The sequence below is a fragment of the Spirosoma utsteinense genome, from assembly GCF_014282275.1.
Classification (GTDB): domain Bacteria; phylum Bacteroidota; class Bacteroidia; order Cytophagales; family Spirosomataceae; genus Spirosoma; species Spirosoma utsteinense.
In genome coordinates this window covers 232,289-254,868 of record NZ_VFIA01000001.1, presented here as the reverse complement: position 1 = coordinate 254,868, position 22,580 = coordinate 232,289, and the positions used below count along the sequence as shown (strand labels likewise).

The following is a 22,580-nucleotide window of genomic DNA, read 5'->3' as shown; positions in this document are numbered from 1 at the left end:
CATGGATCTGCACATCGCTTCTCAAATTGCCCGGACGCATTTACTGGCCAAAAAACGTCAGACACTAGTTGCTATGCTCGGTGTGACGTTTGGGATTGCCATGTTCATTACGATGATTTCGTTCATGCAGGGTGTCAACCAGTTTCTGGAAGATTCGGCGCTCGATGCCAGCCCGCACATCCGTATGTACAACGAGGTTAACACGCAGCGACCCGGCCTTATCGAAGCCCTCAAACCAAATGGGTTCAATGTTATTTACCATCAAAAACCAAAAAATGAGTCGGCCCGGCTTAAAAACGGCCTGATTATGGCCCAGCACATCGAGCGTGAACCGGGGGTGCTGGGTGTGTCGCCCCAGATTGCAACACAGGTGTTCTACAACAATGGCCCGATTCAGTTATCCGGTACGATTTCGGGGGTCGACATCGACCGCGAGAACCGGCTTTACAAGCTCACCACCCGGCTGAAGTCGGGTAGTTTAAAAGCGTTAAAAACGAACCCCGACGGGCTTATTATGGGCTCTGTTTTAGCCCGTAAGCTCAACGTACAACTGGGCGACAAAGTGACGGTTACGCTTCCCGGCGGTGGCACCCGTATTCTGCGGGTCGTGGGCACCTTTGGCTTTGGCGTCGGCACGGTTGATAATACCAAGAGCTACGCCAACATCTCGACCGTACAGGAAATCATGCAACGTGATCCCAGCTACATCACCGATATCCACATAAAAATGATCGATCCCCTTCAGGCGATCGACTACGGCAAAAGATTGCGCACGATGTATGGCTACTATACTGAAGACTGGGCTACGGCCAATACCGCGATTCTGGCCGGCGAAAAAATCCGTAATATGCTCACCTATGTCGTATCGATCACGTTACTGGTCGTGGCTGGCTTCGGTATTTACAACATCATGAACATGACAGTCATCAACAAGATCAAAGACATAGCGATCCTGAAAGCCACGGGTTTCGATGGGAAAGACATTGTGGCTATTTTCCTGCTGCAAGCCCTATTTATCGGCTTTACGGGCGGGCTGCTTGGGCTGGTAATCGGCTTCGGGTTGAGCTACCTGCTTTCCATTACCCCCTTCGACGCGGGTGACTTCCTGAGCATCAAAACATTCCCGGTTATTTTTGCACCCAAATACTATGGAATGGGTCTGCTGTTCGGCATAGTCACTACGGTACTGGCAGGCTATTTCCCCTCTCGAAAAGCCGCCCAGGTCGACCCGGTGTCGATTTTAAGGGGATAACTAATTGACCGTGGTCTGTAGAATGGGCCACGTACGTATTTCACTCCTCACCCATGATGTCTACTGTCCTCTCTGCCCGACACCTCAACAAGTACTTTTACGACCCGGATAAATTCCAGGTATTGAAAGACATTACGTTCGATGTTCAGTCGGGCGAGTTTCTGGCTATCGTTGGCAAGTCTGGGTGCGGCAAATCGACCCTGCTCTACCTTTTATCGACGATGGATACTGATTACGACGGTCAGGTCGAGATGGCGGGCACCACCCTGACGGGGCGCAATCAGGATTTTCTGGCCCGGTTCCGGAACGAACACCTTGGTTTTGTGTTTCAGTTTCACTTTTTGCTACCTGAGTTTTCGGTGTTGCAGAACGTCATGCTGCCGGGCCTTAAACTGGGAAAGTATCCGGAAAAGGTAGTTGAAGAACGGGCCATGGAAAAGCTCCGGTTAATTGGTATGGCCGACTACGCCCGCAAACCAGCCAGCAAGCTCTCCGGAGGCCAGCAGCAGCGCGTGGCCATTGCCCGTGCGCTCATCAACGACCCCACTATCATTATGGGTGACGAACCCACCGGCAATTTAGACCGGGCCAACTCCGAAAATGTATTCGCTATCTTTCGCGACCTTGCGGCTAAGGGACAGACCATTATTGCCGTTACCCACGATCCTGACTTTGCGGCCGGCACAGACCGGGTTATCGAAATGAGCGACGGCATGATTATAAACGGCCATGAAACTAAAGATCGACAGGCGAATTGAGGCCGCTTTTTTACTTATCGCCCTGATCGGTATTGCCGGGCGGGCGTGGGTACTGCCCAGCATCAACTGGTGGCAGCAGGCTATCCTGTTTGTGGTGACGCTGCTGCTTTTCAATGGCATTCTGCTGTTTCATTATTGGTTCAACAACTACCTGAACAAGCATCTGCCTTTTGAGCAGAATATGGCGCGTCGTATTACTGTTCAGTTACTGGTTGGCTGGATAGTGGTCAAAATAATGCTGTTAATGGGTGGCCTGTTGATTATTAAGCAGATTATTCCGGCCCTCAGTGAATCCATCAACCGGCTGACACTGATCACTCTTGGCCTCGTTGCCTTTCTCGTCAACATCGTTATCAGCCTGATCTTCATCGCCAGCTATTTATTCAAGCAGTGGGAGGAGAACAGGCTACGGGCCGCGCGGCTCGAAAAAGAAAAATCACAGGTTCAGTACGACAACCTGAAAAACCAGCTAAATCCTCATTTTCTGTTCAACAGCCTGTCGTCGCTGGATAGCCTGATCGACGATAACCCGGCGCTGGCCCGGCGGTTTCTGCAACAGCTTTCCCGAGTATTCCGGTATGTGCTGCAGCATAAAGACAAAGCGCTGGTACCCCTGGAAACGGAACTCGACTTTATCAAAAACTACGTCTCTCTGCTGCAAACGCGCTTTGATGGCACCTTCCGGCTCACGTATCAAATCAGTCCGGATGCACTTGACCGGCAGATTGTACCGGTTACCTTACAGATACTGATCGAGAACGCCGTCAAACACAACGTCATCAGCGAGGCCCGGCCCCTCATCGTTTACATAACCGCCGATCATCGTTCGCTAACCGTCTCGAACCACATACAGCGCAAGAAACAGGTGGGCACTTCGAATGGTCAAGGGCTACAAAACTTACAGTTGCTATACAGCTACCTCAGCACCAGCCCTGTCGACGTGCGCGACGATGGAACGCTTTTCGAAGTGAAGGTACCGCTGATCCCTTAGAACAAGAATATGACAATTCTACTGATCGAAGATGAACCCCTTATTGCCCGACAGTTGCTCAAACTGGTACAGCAACTGGAACCCTCAGCCACGATTGAGGGGCCATTGACCAGTGTACAGGCCGTAATCGACTACCTGAATGTGCACCGCCCTGACCTGATCATTGCCGACATTCAGTTGGCCGATGGTGTCAGTTTCGATGCCTTCGGACAACTGAATCTGAATGTACCCATCATCTTCACCACGGCTTACGACGAATACGCTATCCGCGCCTTCAAGCTTAACAGCATCGATTACCTGCTCAAACCCATCGACCCCGACGAACTACAGACGGCCCTCGCCAAATACCACCGCTGGCAGCCATCGGGTACTGACTTTGCCGATCAGTTCAAGACCTTTCTGTCGCAGTTGAACGGACAGTCGGCAACCCCCCACTACAAACGGCGGTTCATGGCCCACCAGCTTCGCCAAATCGTGTCCGTATCGCAGGAGTTGGTTGCCTGCTTCATACGCGATGAACTGATTTACCTGTATACCATGACCGGGCAACGATTGGTCACGGATTACAAGACCCTCGATGAGCTGGACGAGCTGGCTGACCCTGCCCACTTTTTCCGCGCCACCCGCCAATGCCTGGTCCACCTCGACGCCGTTGCTGGTTACCGGCCCCACCACACGGGTAAAGTGCAGGTGTTACTGCACCCTCCAAACGATCAGTTTGAGCTAATGGTCAGCAAAGAAAAGGCAGCTCAGTTTCGCCAGTGGTTTGAGGGATAAGTCCATCCCCTACGCTAGCTCGTGCACGGGAAAATATCAGCTATGTTTTTGTTAAAAATTCACAAAACCAGTTGACTTTCAGCAGGCTTAGCAGTAACTATACGCGTAGTTTTACGAACCTCAACTTTCCACTTCTTCTACGCACATGGATTCATATCACCGCTTCACTGCCAAGATTATACTGACCGCTTTACTGCTTGCCAGCGTCTTCGCCCCCGCCCCTGCTCAGGATACCGCAACCACCCCACCCGAAGGCGTAACCCGGGTCACCTCCGTTGAAGGAATCACCGAATACCAGCTTAAGAACGGCTTGCGCGTCTTGCTGTTCCCCGACCCATCCAAACCTACGATAACCGTCAATATCACCTATATGGTCGGCTCCCGGCACGAAGGTCTGGGTGAGACCGGAATGGCTCACCTGGTGGAGCATATGGTTTTTAAAGGCTCGACCAAGCATAAAAATATCCCGCAGGAACTCACCGAACATGGCTCCTGGCCGAACGGCACCACCTGGTATGACCGAACAAATTACTTTGAAACCTTTGCGGCTACCGACGAAAACCTGAAATGGGCACTCGATCTCGAATCGGACCGGATGGTCAATTCTTTTATCAAAAAAGAAGATCTCGAAACCGAATTTACCGTGGTGCGTAATGAGTTTGAGATGGGCGAAAACTCCCCTCAGTATGTGCTGATGGAGCGGGTGCTGGCATCGGCTTACCTGTGGCATAATTACGGAAAGTCGACCATCGGCTCTAAGGAAGATATCGAGCGGGTGCCGATCGATAACCTTAAATCCTTTTATCAGAAATATTACCAGCCCGACAATGCCATTTTGCTGATAGCCGGCAAATTCGATGAAGCTAAAACGCTGACGATGGTCAATGAGCTATTCAGCCCGATTCCCCGGCCGGCCCGGGTGCTCAAACAGCCCTATACCGTTGAACCGACCCAGGACGGCGAACGGCAGGTGACGCTCCGGCGAGTGGGCGACACCCAGGGCGTAGCCGCCGTTTACCACACCCCCGCCGGAACGCATCCCGACTACCCGGTTCTCGATGTGCTGATGGATGTGATGACCAACGAACCCAGTGGCCGGCTCTATAAAGCCCTGGTCGAGAACAAGAAAGCCGCTTTTCAGTATGGCTGGACACCCGCCCTGCATGACCCCGGCTTCGCTTATTTCTACGCGGAGGTGCGCAAGGAAAGCTCGCTGGACTCGGCCCGGAACGTGATGATGAACACACTGGACGACGCCAGCCGAAACGCGCCCACAGCCGAAGAAGTGGAGCGTGCCAAAACAAAGATCCTGAGCACGATCGACCTGATGTTCAAGCAGGTAGACCGCGTGGGCCTGCAACTCAGCGAATACATGGCGGCCGGCGACTGGCGGCTGGTGTTCCTCTACCGCGATAACGTCCGCAAGGTGACCCCCGCCGACGTACAGCGCGTGGCCCAGGCTTACCTGAAACCAAGCAACCGCACCGTGGGCCTGTTCATTCCCGATCAGAAGCCCGACCGCGCCGAGATACCAGCGGCCCCCGATGTGCTGTCGCTCGTAACCAATTATAAAGGCGAAAAGATGGTAACGGCTGGCGAAGCTTTCGACGCATCGCCTGCCAACATCGATGCCCGTACCAAACGCGGTCAGGAAGCCAATGGCCTCAAGTATGCGCTGCTGCCTAAAAGTACGCGGGGGAACTCGGTAAATATGCAGATCCAGCTTCGCATGGGCAACGAGACCAGTTTGATGAATAAGATGACGACCGCCGGCTTTACGGCTTCCATGCTCGAACGTGGCACCAAAACCCGGTCGTATCAACAACTAAAAGATGAGCTGGACAAGCTGAAAGCCCGCGCCTATGTGTACCAAAACGGGCAAAGTGCCATCGTCGGCATTGAAACAGCGAAGGAAAATCTGGCAGCCGTGCTGAAGATTGTGACCGACTGCCTCCGAAACCCGATCTTTCCCGAAGCGGAATTCAATAAACTGAAAGAAGAACGGCTGGCCCAGATCGAATCCCAGAAGCAGGAGCCGCAGGCCATCGCGTTTAACGTTGCCCAGCGTACCATGAATCCGTACCCGAAAGGCCACGTCTGGTATACGATGACGTTCGATGAAGAGATCGACGCTATTAAAAAGTTAACGGTCAACGAGGTCAGGCAGTTTTATAAAGATTACTATGGCGCTCAGAACGCCGTAGTTTCTGTGGTTGGTGCGTTCGATGAGCCGGTTATCCGAACCACGCTCAAAAATGACCTGGGTAAGTGGAAAGCCGCCACACCATTCGCCCGTGTACCCATGCAGCTCTTCGCCGATCTGAAAAACAAGACGGAGTCGATCCAGACAAGCGACAAGACCAATGCCATGTTCGTGACCGGTTTGAAATTCCCCATGCGCGACGACGACCCGGAGTATGCAGCCCTCTACATGGCCAATTACATCCTTGGTGATGGTTTCCTGAACTCGCGCCTGGCCACCCGCATCCGTCAGAAAGAAGGGGTCAGCTATGGCGTCGGTTCTTTCCTCTACGCCGACGATAACGACAAAGTGGCCAATTTTGGCTCCTATGCCATCTATAATCCCGAAAACTCGGAGAGGCTGGAGAAAGCGTATCGCGAAGAAATCGAAAAAATGGCGAAAGACGGCGTGACCGCCGATGAGCTGAAAGCGGCTAAAACAGCTGTTCTGCAAAACAAACAGGTAGAACGATCGCAGGATGGTATACTGGTCAGCAAGTGGGCACAATACCTTACCAAAGCCGACGGTCGAACATTTGCTTACGACGCCGATTACGAAAAACGCATTGCCGCCCTAACGCCCGAACAGGTCAACGCAGCTGTCAAAAAATACATTGACTATAACAAGCTGACTATCGTCAAAGCAGGTGATTTTGAAAAAGCATCAAAGAAACTGGCAGAAAAACAACCCGCTTCATCGGTGAGCGGCAGTAAGAAAGACTAACCCCGGCTGAACCGGGAGTCCAGGAACGATAAAAGTCTATGCAGGGTCAGGGATACACCGCTCACTCGCCTGACCCTGCTTTTTATTCGTACCAGACACCCGGTTCAGTTTTTTTTATATCTTTAAACTATATTTATCGTTAAAGACCTAAAGGTTACGTTTTAATATGAAACTTTTCATCATTTTTCTGTTAGTAGCCCTGTTTTCGTTGTCCGGATGGGCGCAGGTGAAGGTTATACTGCTAAAAGATACAGCCACCTATCAGCTAAGCCAATCCGGCCTGGACACCAGATTCGCAGCCATAACCAACCTCTTTCGCGCTAAACCGGCCGGGCTGGGGAATGCGATGCGGGCCCATGGGCAACAGTTCGACACGTTTATGAAAAAGCGGGCCGACGTTCCTCAACGTGGGTTCAACGTAATCGTCTACGAATATTATCAGCCCAGCGGCAACGCGGAGTTCGTGCTGATCGACACCGATCGGCCACAACCTGACTCCGTACTTAAACAGATGGTTCGGGTCTTAACCGACTTTTATGCTGCTACCCCCTACCCGGCCAGCGGGCCGGTACCCTTTCGTAGTATGTTGGGATTCATGTTCGGAAGAACTGTCGTGGCACCCCGCACTATCCGTCGCGGAGCAGGCATTGTAAGCACCCTGGAAGCTGCTCAGTCAACCAATCGGCCCGACACGGTAAAGATGCTGGCCTTCAACCAGCTCGATCTCCTGGACGTACCGGATATCGTGTACCGCTTTCCAAATCTGGAAGAGCTGGATTTATCAAAAAACAGGCTTCATACGCTTCCCGCCCGGTTAACAGCCGATATTCCGACCCTGAAACGGCTTAGTCTTCTGGGTAATACCATCCCGGACGACAGCGTGTTCATCACCAGAAACACCCATTTACGGGCGCTGAATCTACAGAGTAACCAATTTACGCGCGTTCCGCCCGCTATTCACCGGAACCGCCGTCTCGAAAGTCTCTGGCTGGGCAATAACAAGCTGGCAGCACTGGACATGAAGACACTTCGTCGCCTACACAAGCTAAACGACCTGAATCTATACAACGCCGGTCTCACCGCCGTGCCTGCCTCCATAGGACGGCTCAGGCACGTGACGGTGCTTGATTTATACTACAATAAACTCCGGGAATTACCGCGCCGGATCGGACGGATGAAGCGGCTTGAGCAGCTGGCCATTGCTCATAATGAACTAACTCAGCTTCTCCGGCATCCCTGGCCAAATTACGTAACCTGCATATGCTCTATGCTCACCATAATCGAATAAGCCAGCTACCCGTCAATTTCTCAACCCTGAACGAGCTGCGGGTACTGGACATAAGTTATAACTGGTTCAACGTAGCTCCTTCGCTATTGTCGTTACTACCTGCTCTGGAGGAGCTCGACCTTAACAACAATAATTTACAGGAACTGCCCACAGACCTCAGTCGGCTGAAAAACCTGAAGAAGCTCCACCTTCGGTCCAATCCCCTTACCCAGGGCGATGCTAAAACGGGGCCTTATGCCCAACTTATTGAGCAGTTGGAAGCCAACAAAACAGAGGTTTTCTATTGACTCAATTAAACTTTGCCTGGAATCTTCATAATCAATTATAGATAAAGCAGAAAATTGAGCTAAAATAGGATAGAAAGCCAACCGGCCGGTGTTAGCTATACGTCAATACCTCTGTTGCATGCAAGTTGCTACTTCCCCTCTTACCACCGCGCCTAATCGCGTAACGCTCTGGTCGGCCCTAACCTCCGTATATTTTCTCTGGGGATCGACCTACCTGTTCATTCACTTTATGACCGAGCGGATGCCACCCCTGTACATGGCCTCCCTGCGGTACATCATTGCCGGCACGCTCCTTTACGGGTACGCCCGACTGACAGGAACACCCCGGGCAACGCGTACAGAATGGAAGTCGGCCGGTATCGTCGGGATTTTGCTGCTGACAGTGGCTAACGGGTGTTTGACGCTGGCGCTTCAGTACATTCCTACGGGTGTTGCTGCTCTATTGGGTGGTCTCCTGCCCGTTTTCCTGCTAACCCTCAACTGGGCATCGTTCGCGCGTAAACGGCCTACGAATCTGGCCCTCGTTGGGCTGGTCATTGGGCTGACGGGTATCTACTTTCTGGTCAAACCCGACAAATTACAGGGAACAGGCGGTCTCCACGCCAACCTGATCGGTGCGGGACTGGTAACATTCGGCAACTTCGCCTGGGCTGTCGGGACGCTGCTTGCCCCGCGTGTTTCACTGCCATCGGGCACTATTTCGAGTGGCATTCAAATGCTCGTTGGCGGCTTCGTCCTGCTGGCTATCAGTCTGTGTGTAGAACCCGTTACGCCCTGGAGCATTTTAGATGCGCCCACAAAGGCCGTTGGTTCTATGTTTTACCTGGTTGTTTTTGGCAGTATCATCGGGTTTTCCTCCTATGCCTGGCTTGCCCGTAATGCATCGCCCCAATTGTTATCTACCTATGCCTTTGTCAATCCAGTAGTTGCCATGCTGCTGGGTGTAACCTTCGCCGGTGAACTATTTTCAAGCCAGTCGCTGCTCGGTGCCGTTATTGCCCTGGTAGGCGTTATCCTGATTACCCTGGGGAGAAAATAAGTGAGTGACTGAGTAACTGGCCTGGTTAATTCCCTCAATCACTCAGTTAACCGGTGGCACACCTACACTTGTCCAGCCACCATCGACCACCAAGCTTTGGCCGGTGATGTGGCGTGACGCGGGCGATACCAGAAAGAGGGCTGCGTTGGCAATATCATCGACCGTAGCTGGTCGACCCATCGGCGTGATGCGTGACCAGGTGGGAATATAAGCCGGGTCATCCAGCGTTCGTTCGGTGAGCGTAGCACCGGGGGCAATGGCGTTGACAGTAATACCCAGGGGCGAAAAATCGATAACCAACTGCTTCGCCAGCATTTCCAACCCCGCCTTGGTCATGCTGTAAACGGGAAGACCCGGATGGCCCAGATGCCCCACTACCGACGACATAAACAGGACGCTACCGCCTGTTTGCTGAACGCGCATTTGCCTGGCAGCCGTCTGGGCCAGAAAAAAACTTCCGCGCAAATTCAAATTCACAATGGTTTGAAACGCATCGGGTGTCGTGGTGAAGATATCGCCGAAAATGGTAATTCCAGCGTTGGCAATAGCAATATCCACCGAACCAAAGGTATTGGCCGCTGTCTCGACCATATGCTGAATGAACGCCACATCCGATGCATCGCCGGGGCAGGCTACGCAGTTACCCCGCATCGAAGAAGTGCCCGGCTCCAGGGCATTGATGCGAGTGGCGGCCTTGTGGGCCGTTTCTTCGTCAAAATCGTTGAGCACTACATGAACACCCTGCTCTACAAGCGCTTTCGCAATGGCAAACCCAATGCCAATACCCGCGCCGGTGATGATCGCCGTCCGGTTGTTACGGGGACTCGTAATCGACTCCATAAGTATACCCTTAGTTGACGCCTGTCACCTGCATGGGCAACGTATATATCCCTTCGGAAGCAGTGATGAATAAGGTCCGACGGTCTTTACCCGAGAAGCAGATATTACCAACCCAACCCGCTGGTACGGGTATGTTTCCAAGCTTTTTACCGGCTGGGTCATAAACGGTAACGCCCTTACCGGTAATGTAAAGATTTCCCAGGTTGTCGAGCGTCATACCATCCGACCCCTGCGATACATAAAGCTGGCGATTTGTCAGCTTGCCACCAGCACCAATCTGGTATTTATAGGTTTTATTATCCTTGATGTCGGCCACGTACAGAAACTTACCATCGGGCGTTCCGATAATACCATTTGGCTGCTTCAGATCAGCATCGACGACTATCGGCTCTTTTTGCCCGACTGGCAGATAGTACACTTTCTGTCCGTCGATTTCGGGACTTTGCCGCGTCCAGTAGTCGCGCTGGTAGTACGGATCGGTGAAGAAGATACCGCCGTTGGGCTCAATCCAGAGATCATTGGGACCATTAAGCTTTTTCCCCTTGAAATCGGTCATCAGCACCGTAACGGTCTTGTCCGGGGTGATCGACCAGAGTTCGTTATTTTGATCGGCGCAGGTGACGAGATTGCCTTTTTTATCGAAGTACATGCCATTGGAGCGACCGGCTTTGTCCATAAATACCGACAGTTTCCCCTCCGTATCGTATTTCCAGATTTTGTCGTTAGGCTGGTCGGTAAAAAAGACCGTCCCGTCCTTGTCGACGGCTGGCCCTTCGGTAAATTTAAACTGACCAGACACCTTCTGTAGCGTTGCACCGGGTTGGATGATTCGCTGGAGTTCGCCCGATGGCGTGTCGTTCTGTTGTGCGAGTGCTGTCATGGTAATGCCCGACAATGCCGCTATTACTAAACCGTATTTACGAAATAACGTCATGTGCCGTAGTAAAAGTTGATATACGTACTCGTTGATAAACGCAGCGAAACATACTTGGTTGGAATCGATTAGGGAAAGGGAATACAATCAAACGCGGGTTGGGTCGGGGTGCTGGTAGCCTTTGCGGTATGGCCGCTGTAGGAGTGCCGTAGCCTCCGGGTCGCCCACGACCTGACGCTTTTTCGGGTCGTAAACAATGGGACGGCCCGTTTTCATCGATATATTGGCCATAATACAGCTTGCCGTTGAAATATGTCCTTCCTCAATATCGGCCACTGGTCGGCCCCCTGTTTCGATCGCTTTCAGGAAGTCGAGCATGTGCAGGCGGGTAGCGGGTGCTGCGTTCAGTTCGATTTTCGGATTGGTGGGCTCGGTAAGATCTTCCGGGTATTTTTCCTTTTCGTATACCACATCCTTGTGAATCTTCTCCCCGTCTTTCAGCGGAACGAAATCACATTGCATGGTGCTGCCCCACAGCGTGCCTTTATCGCCGTACAGCGTAAACGACCAGGGATAATCCGGGTTGTTGGGCGTTCCCCAGGACCGATGCTGCCAGACACAGTTTAAGTTGTCGTATTCGAAAACAGCCGACTGCGTATCGGATATATTGGATTTACCGGATTTATCGACGTAAATACCGCCCGTAGAACTAATTCGGGTAGGCCAGCCCAGCTTCAGCATCCAGCGAACGGTATCGAACATGTGTACGCACATATCCCCCGTAATGCCATTGCCGTATTCCATAAACGTGCGCCACCAGCGAACATGCGGCAATCCGTCGTAGGGGCGCAACGGTGCCGGGCCTGTCCACATGTCGTAGTCCAGGAATTCAGGAACAGCCTGTACGGCCGGATTACCGTTGGCCCGCATGGGGAAGTAGCAGCACATCTCTACATGGTGTACCTTACCCAGCAAACCGGCATCGACAATATTCTTTTTAGCGTCGATCAGGTGGGGCGTACTTTTCCGCTGGGTGCCTACCTGCACAACCCGTTTGTACTTACGGGCGGCCGCCACCATGGCTTCGCCTTCGATGACGTCCACGCTGATGGGCTTCTGCACGTACACGTGAGCCCCGGCTTTCATGGCGTCGATGGCCTGTAAGGCATGCCAGTGATCCGGCGAGCCAATCAGCACAATGTCTAACTTGTTTTCAGCCAGCATTTTGCGGTAGTCGCCGTACAACTGGGGCGTTTTCCCTGATTTCTGACGCTGGCTTACCAGTTTAGCCGCATCGGCCAGCATATTTTTGTCTACGTCGCAGAGCGCGACGACCTCAACGGGCGCGACCTGAATAAGCCGTAACAAATCACTTTTACCGTACCAGCCTGTACCAATCAGGGCGACCCGATAGGTCTTTGCCTGATCGATAAAACTTGAGTCCATACCGCTGGCTCCCAGGGTAGTAAGGGCAAGTGATGCCGAAGCGCCCTGAATGAACTGACGGCGGTTGATGTTGAACTGATACATAAGAAGTTGCGGATTCTAACGTCAAAATGTCGATTACGTTACCAGAAAAGCTGATCGGGTTTGGCACTTACTGTTTATTCACTGCATAAATGTTTCTTTTGTAAATCCCGCCGGGCGGTAAATTGGGGTTCCTTAACCCTATTACCCATGACTTATATACGTTTGCTACTGATAATCAGTGTCCTATCCCCAATCATGACTGCTGTGGCTCAGCCTGCTAACCGGGCGGGCATTGAGCAGACTGATTTTGGCACCTTTCCCGATGGGCGCGTGGCCCAGTTGTTTACCCTGCGTAATACGGCCGGAATGACCGTTCAGATTACCAATTACGGCGGCTATATCGTTTCATGGACAGCCCCCGACAGGGACGCCAGGCAGGAAAACATTACGCTGGGTTTACCTTCGTTTGCCGATTACCTGAAGGGTACGCCCAGCCTCGGACCTATCATCGGTCGCTTCGGCAACCGCATTTGCGGGGGTACGTTCACCCTCGATGGACAGGTGTATACGGTTGCAAAAAACGCAGGGGTCAACCACATCCACGGGGGTCGCGTTGGTTTCGACAAAAAGCTGTGGACCGCCACAACCAAATCCGGCCCTGAACCCTCGCTGGCCCTTCAGTATACCTCCCCCGACGGCGAAGAAGGGTATCCCGGCACCCTGGCAGTGACGGTTACGTATACGGTACAAAAAGACAATGCGCTGCGGATCGACTATCAGGCAACCACCAACAAACCGACAGTTTTAAACCTGACCAACCACGCCTATTTTAACCTGAGCGGGATGAAGCGGGACGTATTGAACCAGGAGCTGTTGATCAAGGCCGACCAGGTGCTGCTTACCGACAAAACCCAGATCCCAACAGGCGAACTGAAGCCCGTGGCCGGAACCGTCTTCGACTTCACGAAGGCAACCTCCATCGGACTACGCATCAACGATACGACCGATACGCAACTCCGCTATGGCAAAGGATACGACCATTGCTGGGTGTTTACCGACTCATCCCGGACCTTAAAACTGGGCGCAACCCTGTATGAGCCAGTGAGTGGCCGGCTGATGACTATGTACACGACTGAACCTGCGGTACAGATCTACACGGCAAACCACCTGAATGGATCACTTAAGGGGAAAGAAGGCGTTGCTTACCAGCGTCGATGGGGCGTTTGTCTGGAAACGCAGCATTTCCCGGACGCTCCGAATCATCCAAACTTCCCGACTACGACTCTTCGGCCCGGCGAAACGTATCGGAGTACTACGGTGTATAAATTTTCGGTGCGTTAAGCTGACAGGAAAACGGAAACGCTCTAGTGCGAATCCCGCTTAACCTCGCTACCCGAACCACCCCGCAGAAAGTCAAAGTCGGCCCCTTCGTGAGCCTGCGTCACGTGGCGTATATACAGGTTGACATACCCCCGGTCATAGCCCAGATCGACCGGCTTGAAATGTACCAGCCGGCCAGCCAGCTCTTCATCCGATACATGAAGATGCAGGCGCCGGTTTTCTACATCAAGCGTAATGAGATCGCCATTTTGAACCAGGGCAAGATTGCCACCCACGGCTGCTTCAGGCGATACGTGTAGTACCACCGTTCCGAAACCTGTACCGCTCATACGTCCGTCCGAAATACGGACCATGTCGTGAACGCCCTGCGCCAGAATTTTGGCTGGTAACTGCATGTTTCCTACTTCGGGCATACCCGGGTATCCCTTTGGCCCTACGTTTTTCAGGACCAGCACACAGGTAGGATCGACATCGAGGTTTGGATCGTCGATACGGGTCTTATAATCGTCAATGTTTTCAAAGACCACCGCCCGGCCGGTATGCTGCATCAGCGCCGGTGTGGCGGCCGAGGGCTTCAGCACAGCCCCATGCGGGCACAGATTACCCCGTAACACAGCGACCCCCGACTCGGGTTTGAAAGGGTTATCGATGGTAGCAATTACGGCCGGGTCGTAGCATTGCGCGTTGACACAATTGTCGCCAATACTATGCCCATTTACCGTTAAAACATCATTATGGAGCACGTTCCGCAATTCACGGATGACAGCAGGCAATCCACCGGCGTAGAACAGATCTTCGACGAAGTGTTCGCCCGACGGCTGCAGGTTTGCCAGCAGTGGTATTTTGGCCGACAGCAGATCGAAATCATCCAGCGACAAATCGACCCCTACCCGCCCGGCAATGGCCGTCAGGTGCAAGATAAAGTTGGTTGAACCACCCAGTGCAGCATTGACCATAATGGCATTCTCGAACGCCTTCCGGGTCAGAATTTGTGACGGTTTTACGTTCTCGCGAGCCAGCTCGACCATCCGGACGCCGGTCATGTGGGCGAGCACCTTCCGGCGTGAATCGGCGGCCGGGATCGTCGCATTATCGGGTAAACTCAGGCCCAGCGACTCCACCATAGCCGCCATCGTACTGGCCGTTCCCATTACGGCACAGTGACCCTGACTACGGGCCATACTGGCTTCGGCCGCAACGAACTCGGCCTGCGACATCAGGCCCATCTTGAAATCTTCGGCGAAGCGCCACAAATCCGAGGTGCCAATTTTCCGTCCCTGGAACCGCCCGGCCAGCATAGGCCCACCCGACACGACCATGGTAGGAATATCGACACTACAAGCCCCCATCACCAGCGAAGGCGTTGTCTTATCACAACCACACATCAGAATAACGCCATCGATCGAGTTACCCCGGATGCTTTCTTCAACGTCCATGCTGGCCAGATTCCGGAACAGCATGGCGGTAGGTTTGATCTGGCATTCGCCGAGCGACATGACCGGAAATTCCAGCGGAAAACCACCGGCTTCCCACACGCCCCGCTTTATGGCTTCGGCCAGTTCCCGGAAATGGGCATTGCAGGGGGTCAGTTCAGACCAGGTATTACAAATCCCGATGACAGGTTTCCCTTCGAATTCGTGATGCGGAAATCCCTGGTTTTTCATCCAGGCACGATATATAAAGCCATCTTTTCCGGTGCGGCCAAACCAATCTTGCGAGCGTAAAGGCATTATCTGGAGGAGTACAAAAATCTGTCGATAGTTATCGGTAAAGCCAATGAGAGGGCCGTTTTACTTTTCTCCTGAGCCAATCTATCTTCCAATGACGGAATAATCGACTGTCTGACCGGGCTTTCGACAGGCTCCCACTAGCCTTTTTTTTTGTACGAAATCAATTTAACCAGGGTCGCTCTAAGGGCGTGAAACTCAGCAAGTTTCTGTCCACACACCTTCATTTGCCTTTTTCCATATAAAAGCCGTTTATGTAAAATATTGATAATCAATAAACTAAACCGTTCAATCAAAACGTTACTTTCCTATCATCATCTCTTTTGTGTCTTGCTAATACGAGTTGGATTTTCCCTATTGATGGCGGCTATTCGCCCGGCGACTACAGTTGCAGCCCGAATAACGGCATCCCCCCTTCTTCAATCGGCTTCATCTGCCAATAAGGTTACGGTTAACGCCGATGCTACCCGGTCGATCCTGACCGGTGCAGATATGATGACCACCCGACTGGCAAACTCCACTACGGCAGCCCCCGATCTGCCCATGCTCGATGTCAATTTTTGTGGAGAATGTTTACCGCTCGATCAAACCAATGTAGCCGATCGCTGGAAACGGGTATTTACCCTGTTCCGACCCCATGCCAGCGACCTGGGCGATATACAACGACGGGCTGATTCGTTCTTTCCCATTATCGATCCTATCTTAAAGAAACACGACATCCCCGACGATTTTCGGTATGTGCCTTTAGCCGAAAGCGGCTTGCGCCCTAAAGCCGTTTCACGGGCCGGAGCCGCGGGTTACTGGCAGCTCATGCCTGGCACAGCCCGCTCGTTAGGCCTCAAGGTGAACAGCAAAACCGACGAACGTTTCAATGTGCATAAAGCCACAGAAGCCGCCTGCAAATACCTCCGGGCACTCTACACCCAACTAGGTTCCTGGTCACTGGTTGCCGCGGCTTACAATGTAGGACCGGGCTACATTAGTGGGCAACTGAAGCGCCAATCGCACCGCGACTACTACCAGATGCGGCTCCCGCGTGAAACCCAGTATTACCTGTTCCGGGTACTGCTCTATAAAGAAGTGATGTCGCGTCCCGGCGACTACTCATCGTTTTTGTCACCGGCCACCCAAACGGCCTATCAACCCTGGCCAGCCGCTGGCCTGGCCCGCCTGAGTTGATGCCCGTATAGCCTAAAAAAACCGCCCGATATACTTTACCAGGTTGATCGGGCGGTTTTTCTGCGTTCTTTTGGTACAAAAATGTGGTTTCGCTCACAAGAGTTAGGGCTAATCGAAACCCTACCCCGCCAAATCAGTTATTAGAGTACTCCAACGGCCGGGTAAACATCCGGCCGGCACTACATCCCGCGTTTGAATGCAGTCTGACACGACAAAACCCGCTGATCGGGAACCTGACCGGCCCGTCATTACCCGGCGACTCGACCGGCTTTTTCTGGATTTAGCCGACGTATCCTCGTTCGTCGGCCGTTTTTTCAGGGAAATGTTCCTGCCTCCTTATGAGTTCAAGGAAATTGTCAGACAGTGTTACGAAGTGGGCTACAGGTCTTTACTGCTTATTTCTACCACTGGTTTCATCACCGGTATTGTCTTTACCAATCAATCCCGCCCCTCCCTTACCGAGTTCGGTGCTGCATCGTGGCTACCTTCCCTGATCGCTATCGCCATTGTTCGGGCGCTGGGTCCGCTCGTAACGGCCCTGATTGCAGCAGGTAAAGTTGGATCGAGCATTGGGGCAGAGCTGGGATCGATGAACGTAACGGAGCAAATCGACGCGATGGAAGTATCGGGTACCGATCCTTTCAAGTTTCTGGTCGTCAGCCGGGTTATTGCCACCTCGTTCACCATTCCGTTGCTGACGATGTACACGATATTCGTCGCCCTCATTGGGGCTTATATCAATGTCAATCAGCACGAACAAACCAGTTTTACGTCCTATATCCAGGAAGTATTTGGTGCTATTACCTACGTAGACATCTTCGCATCGCTGATCAAATCCATTGTATTTGGTTTTACGATCGGTATAGTTGGCTGTTATAAAGGTTACCATTCATCAAAAGGAACGGAGGGCGTTGGGAAAGCGGCAAATTCAGCTGTTGTCACATCCATGTTTCTGGTATTTATTGAAGAATTGCTCTCGCTGCAAATTGTGGGCGCTATTCGGGGCAGTTGAGTGGAAGTAGTAACGGGCCAGCCTGGATGGCTTATTTACACATTCACTTATTTATTTACTCTTTACTACATGACACCATCTACCGAACCAGTCATCACCATTCGGGGACTATGCAAGTCCTTCGGCGATCTGCACGTGTTGCAGGGCGTTGATCTGGACGTATTCCGGAGCGAAAACGTGGTCGTTCTGGGGCGTTCGGGTACGGGCAAATCGGTCCTGATCAAAATAATGGTTGGCCTGCTCAAACCCGACGCCGGCAGCGTTGTTGTACTGAGCCAGGCTGTCGATCAGTTACGTGGCAGAGACCTGGATGCTTTTCGACGGCAGGTCGGTTTTTCATTTCAGAGCAGTGCGCTGTACGATAGTATGAGTATTCGGGAGAACCTGGAATTCCCGCTTGTACGCAACATACGCAACCTGAGCCGGGCCGACATTGACCGGGCCGTTGAAGAAGCGCTTGACGATGTGGGGCTGTCGCAAACCATCAACCAGATGCCGTCTGAACTGTCTGGCGGGCAGCGTAAGCGGATCGGTATTGCCCGGACGATGATTCTGAAGCCCGAGATCATGTTATATGATGAACCAACAGCCGGCCTGGACCCTATCACCTGCATTGAAATCAATAACCTCATCAATGAGGTACGTGAACGATACAAAGCCACATCGATCATCATTACCCACGATCTGACCTGTGCTAAAGCAACCGGCGACCGGGTTGCCATGTTGCTGGATGGCAAGTTTGAACGGGTGGGTACTTTCGATGAGGTTTTCGCCGATCCCGACGAGCGGGTTCAGCAGTTTTACAATTATAATTTCGTGAACTGAACAGGGTTCACAGCCCCTTATAACCGATGAGTACAGAATCGAATAAACGCTCCGTTGTCGTTGGCATCTTCGTCCTGCTGGGCGTCCTTATTTTCGTGGCCGGGGTGTTTGTCCTGGGCGGTCAACAAAAACGCTTCACCAAAAGCATTCGCATCATGGCCGTTTTCAGCGATGTCGCCGGGTTGAAGGCCGGTAACAACGTCTGGTTTTCGGGGGTGAAAATTGGCACTATCAAACGGGTCAAATTTTTCGGAACGAATCAGGTGGAAGTCGATATGGATATTGAGCAGAGCGCCCAGTCGTATATCCGGAAAGATGCCCAGGCCACCATCAGCTCGGATGGGCTGATCGGCAACAAGATCGTTCAGATTTTCGGCGGTACGCCCAAAGCCGGGCCGGTGGAAGAGAACGACCGGTTGAAAACCCAGGAGGCTCTGAGTTCCGATAAGGTATTGGAAACCTTGCAGGAGAATAACCAGAACCTGCTCCGGGTTACCAACGATTTTAAAGCACTGGTAGGCAACATCCGCCGGGGTAAAGGAACGGTTGGTGCCGTTCTGACCGATTCAGTTGTGGCTAATAACTTCAAACTGGCGATGGAGAACCTACAGAAAGCTTCGCTCAATACGGTAAAAGTAACGGGTTCCGTGTCGGCGTTTGCGGCTAAACTCAATACGAAGGGGTCGCTGGCCAACGAACTGGTGACCGACACTACCGTATTCCGGCGACTGAGCCGAACTGCATCCCGGCTGGAGAATGCAGCGGGCTCGGCCGAAAAAACCGTTAGCACGCTTAATCTGACCTCCGAGAATGTGAACCGGGCTTCCGAAAAGCTCAACAACACGAACAGCCCGCTGGGTGTGTTGCTGACCGATCAGGAAACGGCTACGAACCTCCGCACGACCCTGCGCAACCTGAATAAGGGTACGGAGTTACTGAACGAGGACCTGAAGGCTGCTCAAAGCAATTTCCTGCTACGGGGCTTTTTCAAGAAAAAGGCCAAAGAAGAGTCCAAACGTAAAGCAGATAGTACGACTGTGGTGCAACCCCAGCCGTAGGACGCTATCTTCGGCATTGACTTTCGGGGCTAGGCTGCCAGTTCCTGCCATGAAATAAGGCCAATGGCAAGAACCGCCAGAGCCAGACCGACCTTATTGGCCACCGACAAGCGCTCCCGAAAGAACAGTGCGGCTACGAGTGCGGCTAGTAGAATGACCCCAATATTATAAGTTGGATACACAAACGCGCCGTTTCCGTTGAATGCCGACAAAGCCAGCAGCAGGGTATAAAAGCTAAGAAAGTTAGGAACGCCCAGGGTTACGGCCCCGATCAGACTGCGCGGGTGAATAGTTTCTTTTCCCTGCACCAGGCGTACCGTCAGCATGAGCAGACCAGCTACAACAGCACCAATTACCATTGTCAGCGTCACCTGAATGGTCTTATCGGTTGAGGGTATGTACCGCAGGTTCATGTAGTTAATCATGGTATTGGTTGCTCCGTAGCACAGAAAAACGGCCACGGGCAGCAGCACCTGTAGGCCCATTCGACGGGATTTGGGCGTGTTCATCGGATTGGTTTCCTTGTCGGACTTGCTTTCTTCTTTGTAGGTACTCAGCCCAACGGCCACGACGGCCAGCACCAGGCCCAGGTAATTGAAAGCGTCGAAACCGCTGCCCGCCTTCGTACTGGCTGCGTTGAACACGAACAGGCTGAAACAAACCGGAATCACCAGCGACAGGTTATTGGCCAATGAAGTGGCCGTAATACCCATCCGCTGCGTACTGGCTCCTGACAGCAGAAACGTTACGATGAATCCTACGCCCAAACCGAGAGCCAGCCAAGTCCAGGTCTGGGCAAAATCGATGTGAAAGGACTGATCGGCTGGTAACAGCAAATAGCCGGTCAGGAAACAAACAGGGTAGTTGAATACGATGGCCTGAAATGTATTGAGGTTGTACCGGGGAAACAACCGGAAGTTCAGCAACAGTAAAACAGACAGACCGATACTCAGGAGTAGGAATAACATAATGAACTGAACGATAATTTTCTGCGAAACTACACCCTTGTCGCTTACGATTCAGCGTATATTCAGCAGCCATATCGTATAACTTTGCGGCCTATGTTCAAAAAACTGTACGTTGCCCTGTTTTGCCTGTCGGCGACAGTCGCTTTTAGCCAGCGTACGTTCTCGATCTCAGCGACAGCCTCGCCCACCCTGGTCCGAACCAACCACAACCGAACCTACCTCTATCCTGATAGCGATGGCCAGGTGGTGGAGCCCGTTTTTCTGGCTGGTACTGTGAACACTATCGGTTTCACGGCAGGTCTGGGAGCCCACTACACCTACGCGCCCGGCTGGTCGGTCGCTACAGGTATCTGGTATAGTCAGACAGCGAGGCAGCAGGCCCGGCTGGCCGCAGCAGGTGAAGGCACAACAACACTGAGAAGTCGCACCCTACGCGTGCCCCTCCTGCTCAATTACCAGTTGACCACCCGGCGGTTCGCGCCCTATTTCTCACTGGGTCTGTGGCTCGACTTTCCCCTGAACGCGCGCGTCATCGTTGACCGAATCGATGAGCCAACGCAGCGTCTACGACTTAAAACCGACACGGGTCCGATCTTTCAACCTTTACTAGGCGTTGGTGGCCGCTATCAACCTGCTCGCCGGTGGGCACTGATTGTCCAGCCAGTCTGGTCCTATAACCTGGGTCGGTTTGGTGGAGCCCGAACGTATAACTCGTCGTATGAAGTGAATATATTGGCTCAGATAACGTACGCCCTCTGAAGACCCTATTATTTTATGCGTTTACTGCCTCTTTTTCCTGACTACCGGACTCTGTGTATATTGCTCATCTTCCTCGGGCTGGAGCCTGCCGCTGCTCAGGTGGTCATGCCGGAACGGACGCCGGTCGTTATTGATCAGTTCGTTCAGCAACTCATGGATAGCGCTCACATACCCGGTCTGTCTGTTGCCATCATCCAGGGTAATAGACTGCAATACAGCCAGGGGTATGGGCTTACCACTACCGACTCGTCGCAGCGGGTAACGTCGGCCACCGTATTCGATGCGGCCTCGCTGAGTAAGCCTGTCTTTGCCTATGCCGTTCTGCAATTGGTAGATGAAGGCGTGCTGGCGTTAGATACACCCCTGTTCAACTACCTGCCTTATACGGATATAGCATCCGACGAACGCTATAAGCAAATCACCACGCGCATGGTGCTCAGCCACCAAACGGGGTTTCCTAACTGGCGCAAAAACCGAAAGTCGAAGGTGCTTTCCCTACTGTTTACCCCCGGCCAGCGATTCGGTTATTCCGGTGAGGGTTTTGTATACCTACAGAAAGTAGTTCAGAAGCTCACGGGAAAACCCTTGAATGAGTTGATGACGGAGCGTGTTTTCGGTCCCCTACAGATGACCCGGAGCAGTTACATCTGGAACCCGGCATTCGACACCAACTTTGCGTTACCACATGACGAATCCGGCCAGGTGGAGCCAAAGGGGAAACCGGAGCAGCCAAACGTAGCCTACTCCCTACAGACTACCGCCGATGATTATGCCCGGTTTGTGATAGCTATACTGACAGGCAGTGGCCTGAAACTGAAAACTGCCGATCAAATGCTGTCCCGCCAGACGCAGCTCCCCAAAAAACTTTTTGGAGAAGATGGCCTCTCTCCTTCTTTAAGCTGGGGTCTGGGTTTTGGGCTAGAGCATACACCGGCAGGTGACTACTTCTGGCATTGGGGCGACAATGGCAGTTATAAATGTTACGTGACTGCCAGCCGGGAGCAAGGCAATGCACTAGTGTATTTCACCAATAGTGCCAACGGGTTGAACATCAGCCGGGAGATGGTAACCCATTTCCTCGGGGGTGATCATCCGGCACCTGAGTTCCTGGGTTATGCTCCTCACAGAAAAGACAGCCCTTCCCCAGCCGCAAAGCGCTGATGCAGTTAC

20 protein-coding genes are annotated in these 22,580 nt (G+C 52.6%); 15 read left to right on the top strand and 5 right to left on the bottom strand.

The annotated features are described in order from the left end of the window. Position 1 precedes the first annotated feature (1 nt). The 8 genes from FH603_RS00990 (at position 2) to FH603_RS00960 (ending at position 9,357) form a co-directional block, all read left to right on the top strand. Positions 2-1,252 carry an ABC transporter permease gene (locus FH603_RS00990; protein ID WP_186735123.1) on the top strand — a complete coding sequence of 417 codons (1,251 nt, stop codon included), beginning with the start codon at positions 2-4 and terminating at the stop codon, positions 1,250-1,252. Positions 1,253-1,308: 56 nt separating this feature from the next. Beyond that, the gene (locus FH603_RS00985; protein ID WP_186735271.1) at positions 1,309-2,010 is read left to right on the top strand and encodes an ABC transporter ATP-binding protein; all 702 of its coding nucleotides are present in this window, start codon (positions 1,309-1,311) and stop codon (positions 2,008-2,010) included. After that, the gene (locus FH603_RS00980) at positions 1,982-3,001 is read left to right on the top strand and encodes a sensor histidine kinase (protein ID WP_186735121.1); all 1,020 of its coding nucleotides are present in this window, start codon (positions 1,982-1,984) and stop codon (positions 2,999-3,001) included. Before FH603_RS00985 ends, FH603_RS00980 begins: the two co-directional genes overlap by 29 nt. A gap of 9 nt (positions 3,002-3,010) precedes the next feature. Beyond that, the gene (locus FH603_RS00975) at positions 3,011-3,778 is read left to right on the top strand and encodes a LytR/AlgR family response regulator transcription factor (RefSeq protein ID WP_186735119.1); all 768 of its coding nucleotides are present in this window, start codon (positions 3,011-3,013) and stop codon (positions 3,776-3,778) included. A 145-nt stretch (positions 3,779-3,923) separates the two neighbouring features. Next, the gene (locus FH603_RS00970) at positions 3,924-6,743 is read left to right on the top strand and encodes a M16 family metallopeptidase (RefSeq protein WP_186735117.1); all 2,820 of its coding nucleotides are present in this window, start codon (positions 3,924-3,926) and stop codon (positions 6,741-6,743) included. A 166-nt stretch (positions 6,744-6,909) separates the two neighbouring features. Continuing rightward, on the top strand, positions 6,910-8,031 hold the full coding sequence (locus FH603_RS00965) for a leucine-rich repeat domain-containing protein (RefSeq protein WP_235985297.1): 1,122 nt from the start codon (positions 6,910-6,912) through the stop codon (positions 8,029-8,031). Then, positions 8,004-8,318 (top strand): leucine-rich repeat domain-containing protein, encoded by a 315-nt coding sequence (locus FH603_RS28500; RefSeq protein ID WP_235985298.1) that lies wholly within the window; start codon positions 8,004-8,006, stop codon positions 8,316-8,318. Before FH603_RS00965 ends, FH603_RS28500 begins: the two co-directional genes overlap by 28 nt. A gap of 118 nt (positions 8,319-8,436) precedes the next feature. Continuing rightward, complete coding sequence (locus FH603_RS00960; RefSeq protein WP_186735115.1) at positions 8,437-9,357, top strand: EamA family transporter; 921 nt, start codon at positions 8,437-8,439, stop codon at positions 9,355-9,357. A gap of 42 nt (positions 9,358-9,399) precedes the next feature. Here the strand turns inward: FH603_RS00960 and FH603_RS00955 are convergent, their stop codons facing one another. The 3 genes from FH603_RS00955 to FH603_RS00945 all read right to left on the bottom strand — a co-directional run bounded on the left by FH603_RS00955 (position 9,400) and on the right by FH603_RS00945 (position 12,601). After that, positions 9,400-10,197, bottom strand: a complete 798-nt coding sequence (locus FH603_RS00955; protein ID WP_186735113.1) for an SDR family NAD(P)-dependent oxidoreductase — start codon at positions 10,195-10,197, stop codon at positions 9,400-9,402. 10 nt (positions 10,198-10,207) lie between these two features. Then, positions 10,208-11,131, bottom strand: a complete 924-nt coding sequence (locus tag FH603_RS00950; protein WP_186735111.1) for an SMP-30/gluconolactonase/LRE family protein — start codon at positions 11,129-11,131, stop codon at positions 10,208-10,210. 87 nt (positions 11,132-11,218) lie between these two features. Further along, positions 11,219-12,601 carry a Gfo/Idh/MocA family protein gene (locus FH603_RS00945; protein ID WP_186735109.1) on the bottom strand — a complete coding sequence of 461 codons (1,383 nt, stop codon included), beginning with the start codon at positions 12,599-12,601 and terminating at the stop codon, positions 11,219-11,221. Positions 12,602-12,796: 195 nt separating this feature from the next. On the opposite strand from FH603_RS00945, the gene FH603_RS00940 reads away from it, so the two are divergent. After that, positions 12,797-13,882, top strand: coding sequence for an aldose epimerase family protein (locus FH603_RS00940; protein WP_235985307.1), 1,086 nt, complete (start codon positions 12,797-12,799; stop codon positions 13,880-13,882). Between the two features lie 23 nt (positions 13,883-13,905). Here FH603_RS00940 and FH603_RS00935 read toward each other — a convergent pair whose 3' ends face one another. Beyond that, positions 13,906-15,612, bottom strand: coding sequence for an IlvD/Edd family dehydratase (locus FH603_RS00935; RefSeq protein WP_186735105.1), 1,707 nt, complete (start codon positions 15,610-15,612; stop codon positions 13,906-13,908). Positions 15,613-15,939: 327 nt separating this feature from the next. On the opposite strand from FH603_RS00935, the gene FH603_RS00930 reads away from it, so the two are divergent. The 4 genes from FH603_RS00930 (at position 15,940) to FH603_RS00915 (ending at position 19,683) form a co-directional block, all read left to right on the top strand. Next, positions 15,940-16,788 (top strand): lytic transglycosylase domain-containing protein, encoded by an 849-nt coding sequence (locus tag FH603_RS00930; RefSeq protein ID WP_317171199.1) that lies wholly within the window; start codon positions 15,940-15,942, stop codon positions 16,786-16,788. Positions 16,789-16,984: 196 nt separating this feature from the next. Further along, positions 16,985-17,800 (top strand): MlaE family ABC transporter permease, encoded by an 816-nt coding sequence (locus FH603_RS00925; protein WP_186735103.1) that lies wholly within the window; start codon positions 16,985-16,987, stop codon positions 17,798-17,800. A 69-nt stretch (positions 17,801-17,869) separates the two neighbouring features. Continuing rightward, positions 17,870-18,625 carry an ABC transporter ATP-binding protein gene (locus FH603_RS00920; protein WP_186735101.1) on the top strand — a complete coding sequence of 252 codons (756 nt, stop codon included), beginning with the start codon at positions 17,870-17,872 and terminating at the stop codon, positions 18,623-18,625. Between the two features lie 26 nt (positions 18,626-18,651). Then, on the top strand, positions 18,652-19,683 hold the full coding sequence (locus FH603_RS00915) for an MlaD family protein (RefSeq protein WP_186735099.1): 1,032 nt from the start codon (positions 18,652-18,654) through the stop codon (positions 19,681-19,683). 29 nt (positions 19,684-19,712) lie between these two features. Here the strand turns inward: FH603_RS00915 and FH603_RS00910 are convergent, their stop codons facing one another. Beyond that, positions 19,713-20,651, bottom strand: a complete 939-nt coding sequence (locus FH603_RS00910; RefSeq protein WP_186735097.1) for an EamA/RhaT family transporter — start codon at positions 20,649-20,651, stop codon at positions 19,713-19,715. Between the two features lie 93 nt (positions 20,652-20,744). Between FH603_RS00910 and FH603_RS00905 the strand changes: the two genes are divergently transcribed. Together FH603_RS00905 and FH603_RS00900 are read left to right on the top strand one after the other, a co-directional pair. After that, the gene (locus FH603_RS00905; protein ID WP_186735095.1) at positions 20,745-21,410 is read left to right on the top strand and encodes a porin family protein; all 666 of its coding nucleotides are present in this window, start codon (positions 20,745-20,747) and stop codon (positions 21,408-21,410) included. 15 nt (positions 21,411-21,425) lie between these two features. Then, positions 21,426-22,571 carry a serine hydrolase domain-containing protein gene (locus tag FH603_RS00900; RefSeq protein WP_186735093.1) on the top strand — a complete coding sequence of 382 codons (1,146 nt, stop codon included), beginning with the start codon at positions 21,426-21,428 and terminating at the stop codon, positions 22,569-22,571. Positions 22,572-22,580 lie beyond the last annotated feature (9 nt).

Coding starts and splice junctions, on each gene's coding strand:
- FH603_RS00990 (WP_186735123.1), top strand. CDS start 2: ATGGATCTGCACATCGCTTCTCAAATTGCCCGGACGCATTTACTGGCC.
- FH603_RS00985 (WP_186735271.1), top strand. CDS start 1,309: ATGTCTACTGTCCTCTCTGCCCGACACCTCAACAAGTACTTTTACGAC.
- FH603_RS00980 (WP_186735121.1), top strand. CDS start 1,982: ATGAAACTAAAGATCGACAGGCGAATTGAGGCCGCTTTTTTACTTATC.
- FH603_RS00975 (WP_186735119.1), top strand. CDS start 3,011: ATGACAATTCTACTGATCGAAGATGAACCCCTTATTGCCCGACAGTTG.
- FH603_RS00970 (WP_186735117.1), top strand. CDS start 3,924: ATGGATTCATATCACCGCTTCACTGCCAAGATTATACTGACCGCTTTA.
- FH603_RS00965 (WP_235985297.1), top strand. CDS start 6,910: ATGAAACTTTTCATCATTTTTCTGTTAGTAGCCCTGTTTTCGTTGTCC.
- FH603_RS28500 (WP_235985298.1), top strand. CDS start 8,004: ATGCTCTATGCTCACCATAATCGAATAAGCCAGCTACCCGTCAATTTC.
- FH603_RS00960 (WP_186735115.1), top strand. CDS start 8,437: ATGCAAGTTGCTACTTCCCCTCTTACCACCGCGCCTAATCGCGTAACG.
- FH603_RS00955 (WP_186735113.1), bottom strand. CDS start 10,197: ATGGAGTCGATTACGAGTCCCCGTAACAACCGGACGGCGATCATCACC.
- FH603_RS00950 (WP_186735111.1), bottom strand. CDS start 11,131: ATGACGTTATTTCGTAAATACGGTTTAGTAATAGCGGCATTGTCGGGC.
- FH603_RS00945 (WP_186735109.1), bottom strand. CDS start 12,601: ATGTATCAGTTCAACATCAACCGCCGTCAGTTCATTCAGGGCGCTTCG.
- FH603_RS00940 (WP_235985307.1), top strand. CDS start 12,797: ATGACTGCTGTGGCTCAGCCTGCTAACCGGGCGGGCATTGAGCAGACT.
- FH603_RS00935 (WP_186735105.1), bottom strand. CDS start 15,612: ATGCCTTTACGCTCGCAAGATTGGTTTGGCCGCACCGGAAAAGATGGC.
- FH603_RS00925 (WP_186735103.1), top strand. CDS start 16,985: ATGCAGTCTGACACGACAAAACCCGCTGATCGGGAACCTGACCGGCCC.
- FH603_RS00920 (WP_186735101.1), top strand. CDS start 17,870: ATGACACCATCTACCGAACCAGTCATCACCATTCGGGGACTATGCAAG.
- FH603_RS00915 (WP_186735099.1), top strand. CDS start 18,652: ATGAGTACAGAATCGAATAAACGCTCCGTTGTCGTTGGCATCTTCGTC.
- FH603_RS00910 (WP_186735097.1), bottom strand. CDS start 20,651: ATGTTATTCCTACTCCTGAGTATCGGTCTGTCTGTTTTACTGTTGCTG.
- FH603_RS00905 (WP_186735095.1), top strand. CDS start 20,745: ATGTTCAAAAAACTGTACGTTGCCCTGTTTTGCCTGTCGGCGACAGTC.
- FH603_RS00900 (WP_186735093.1), top strand. CDS start 21,426: ATGCGTTTACTGCCTCTTTTTCCTGACTACCGGACTCTGTGTATATTG.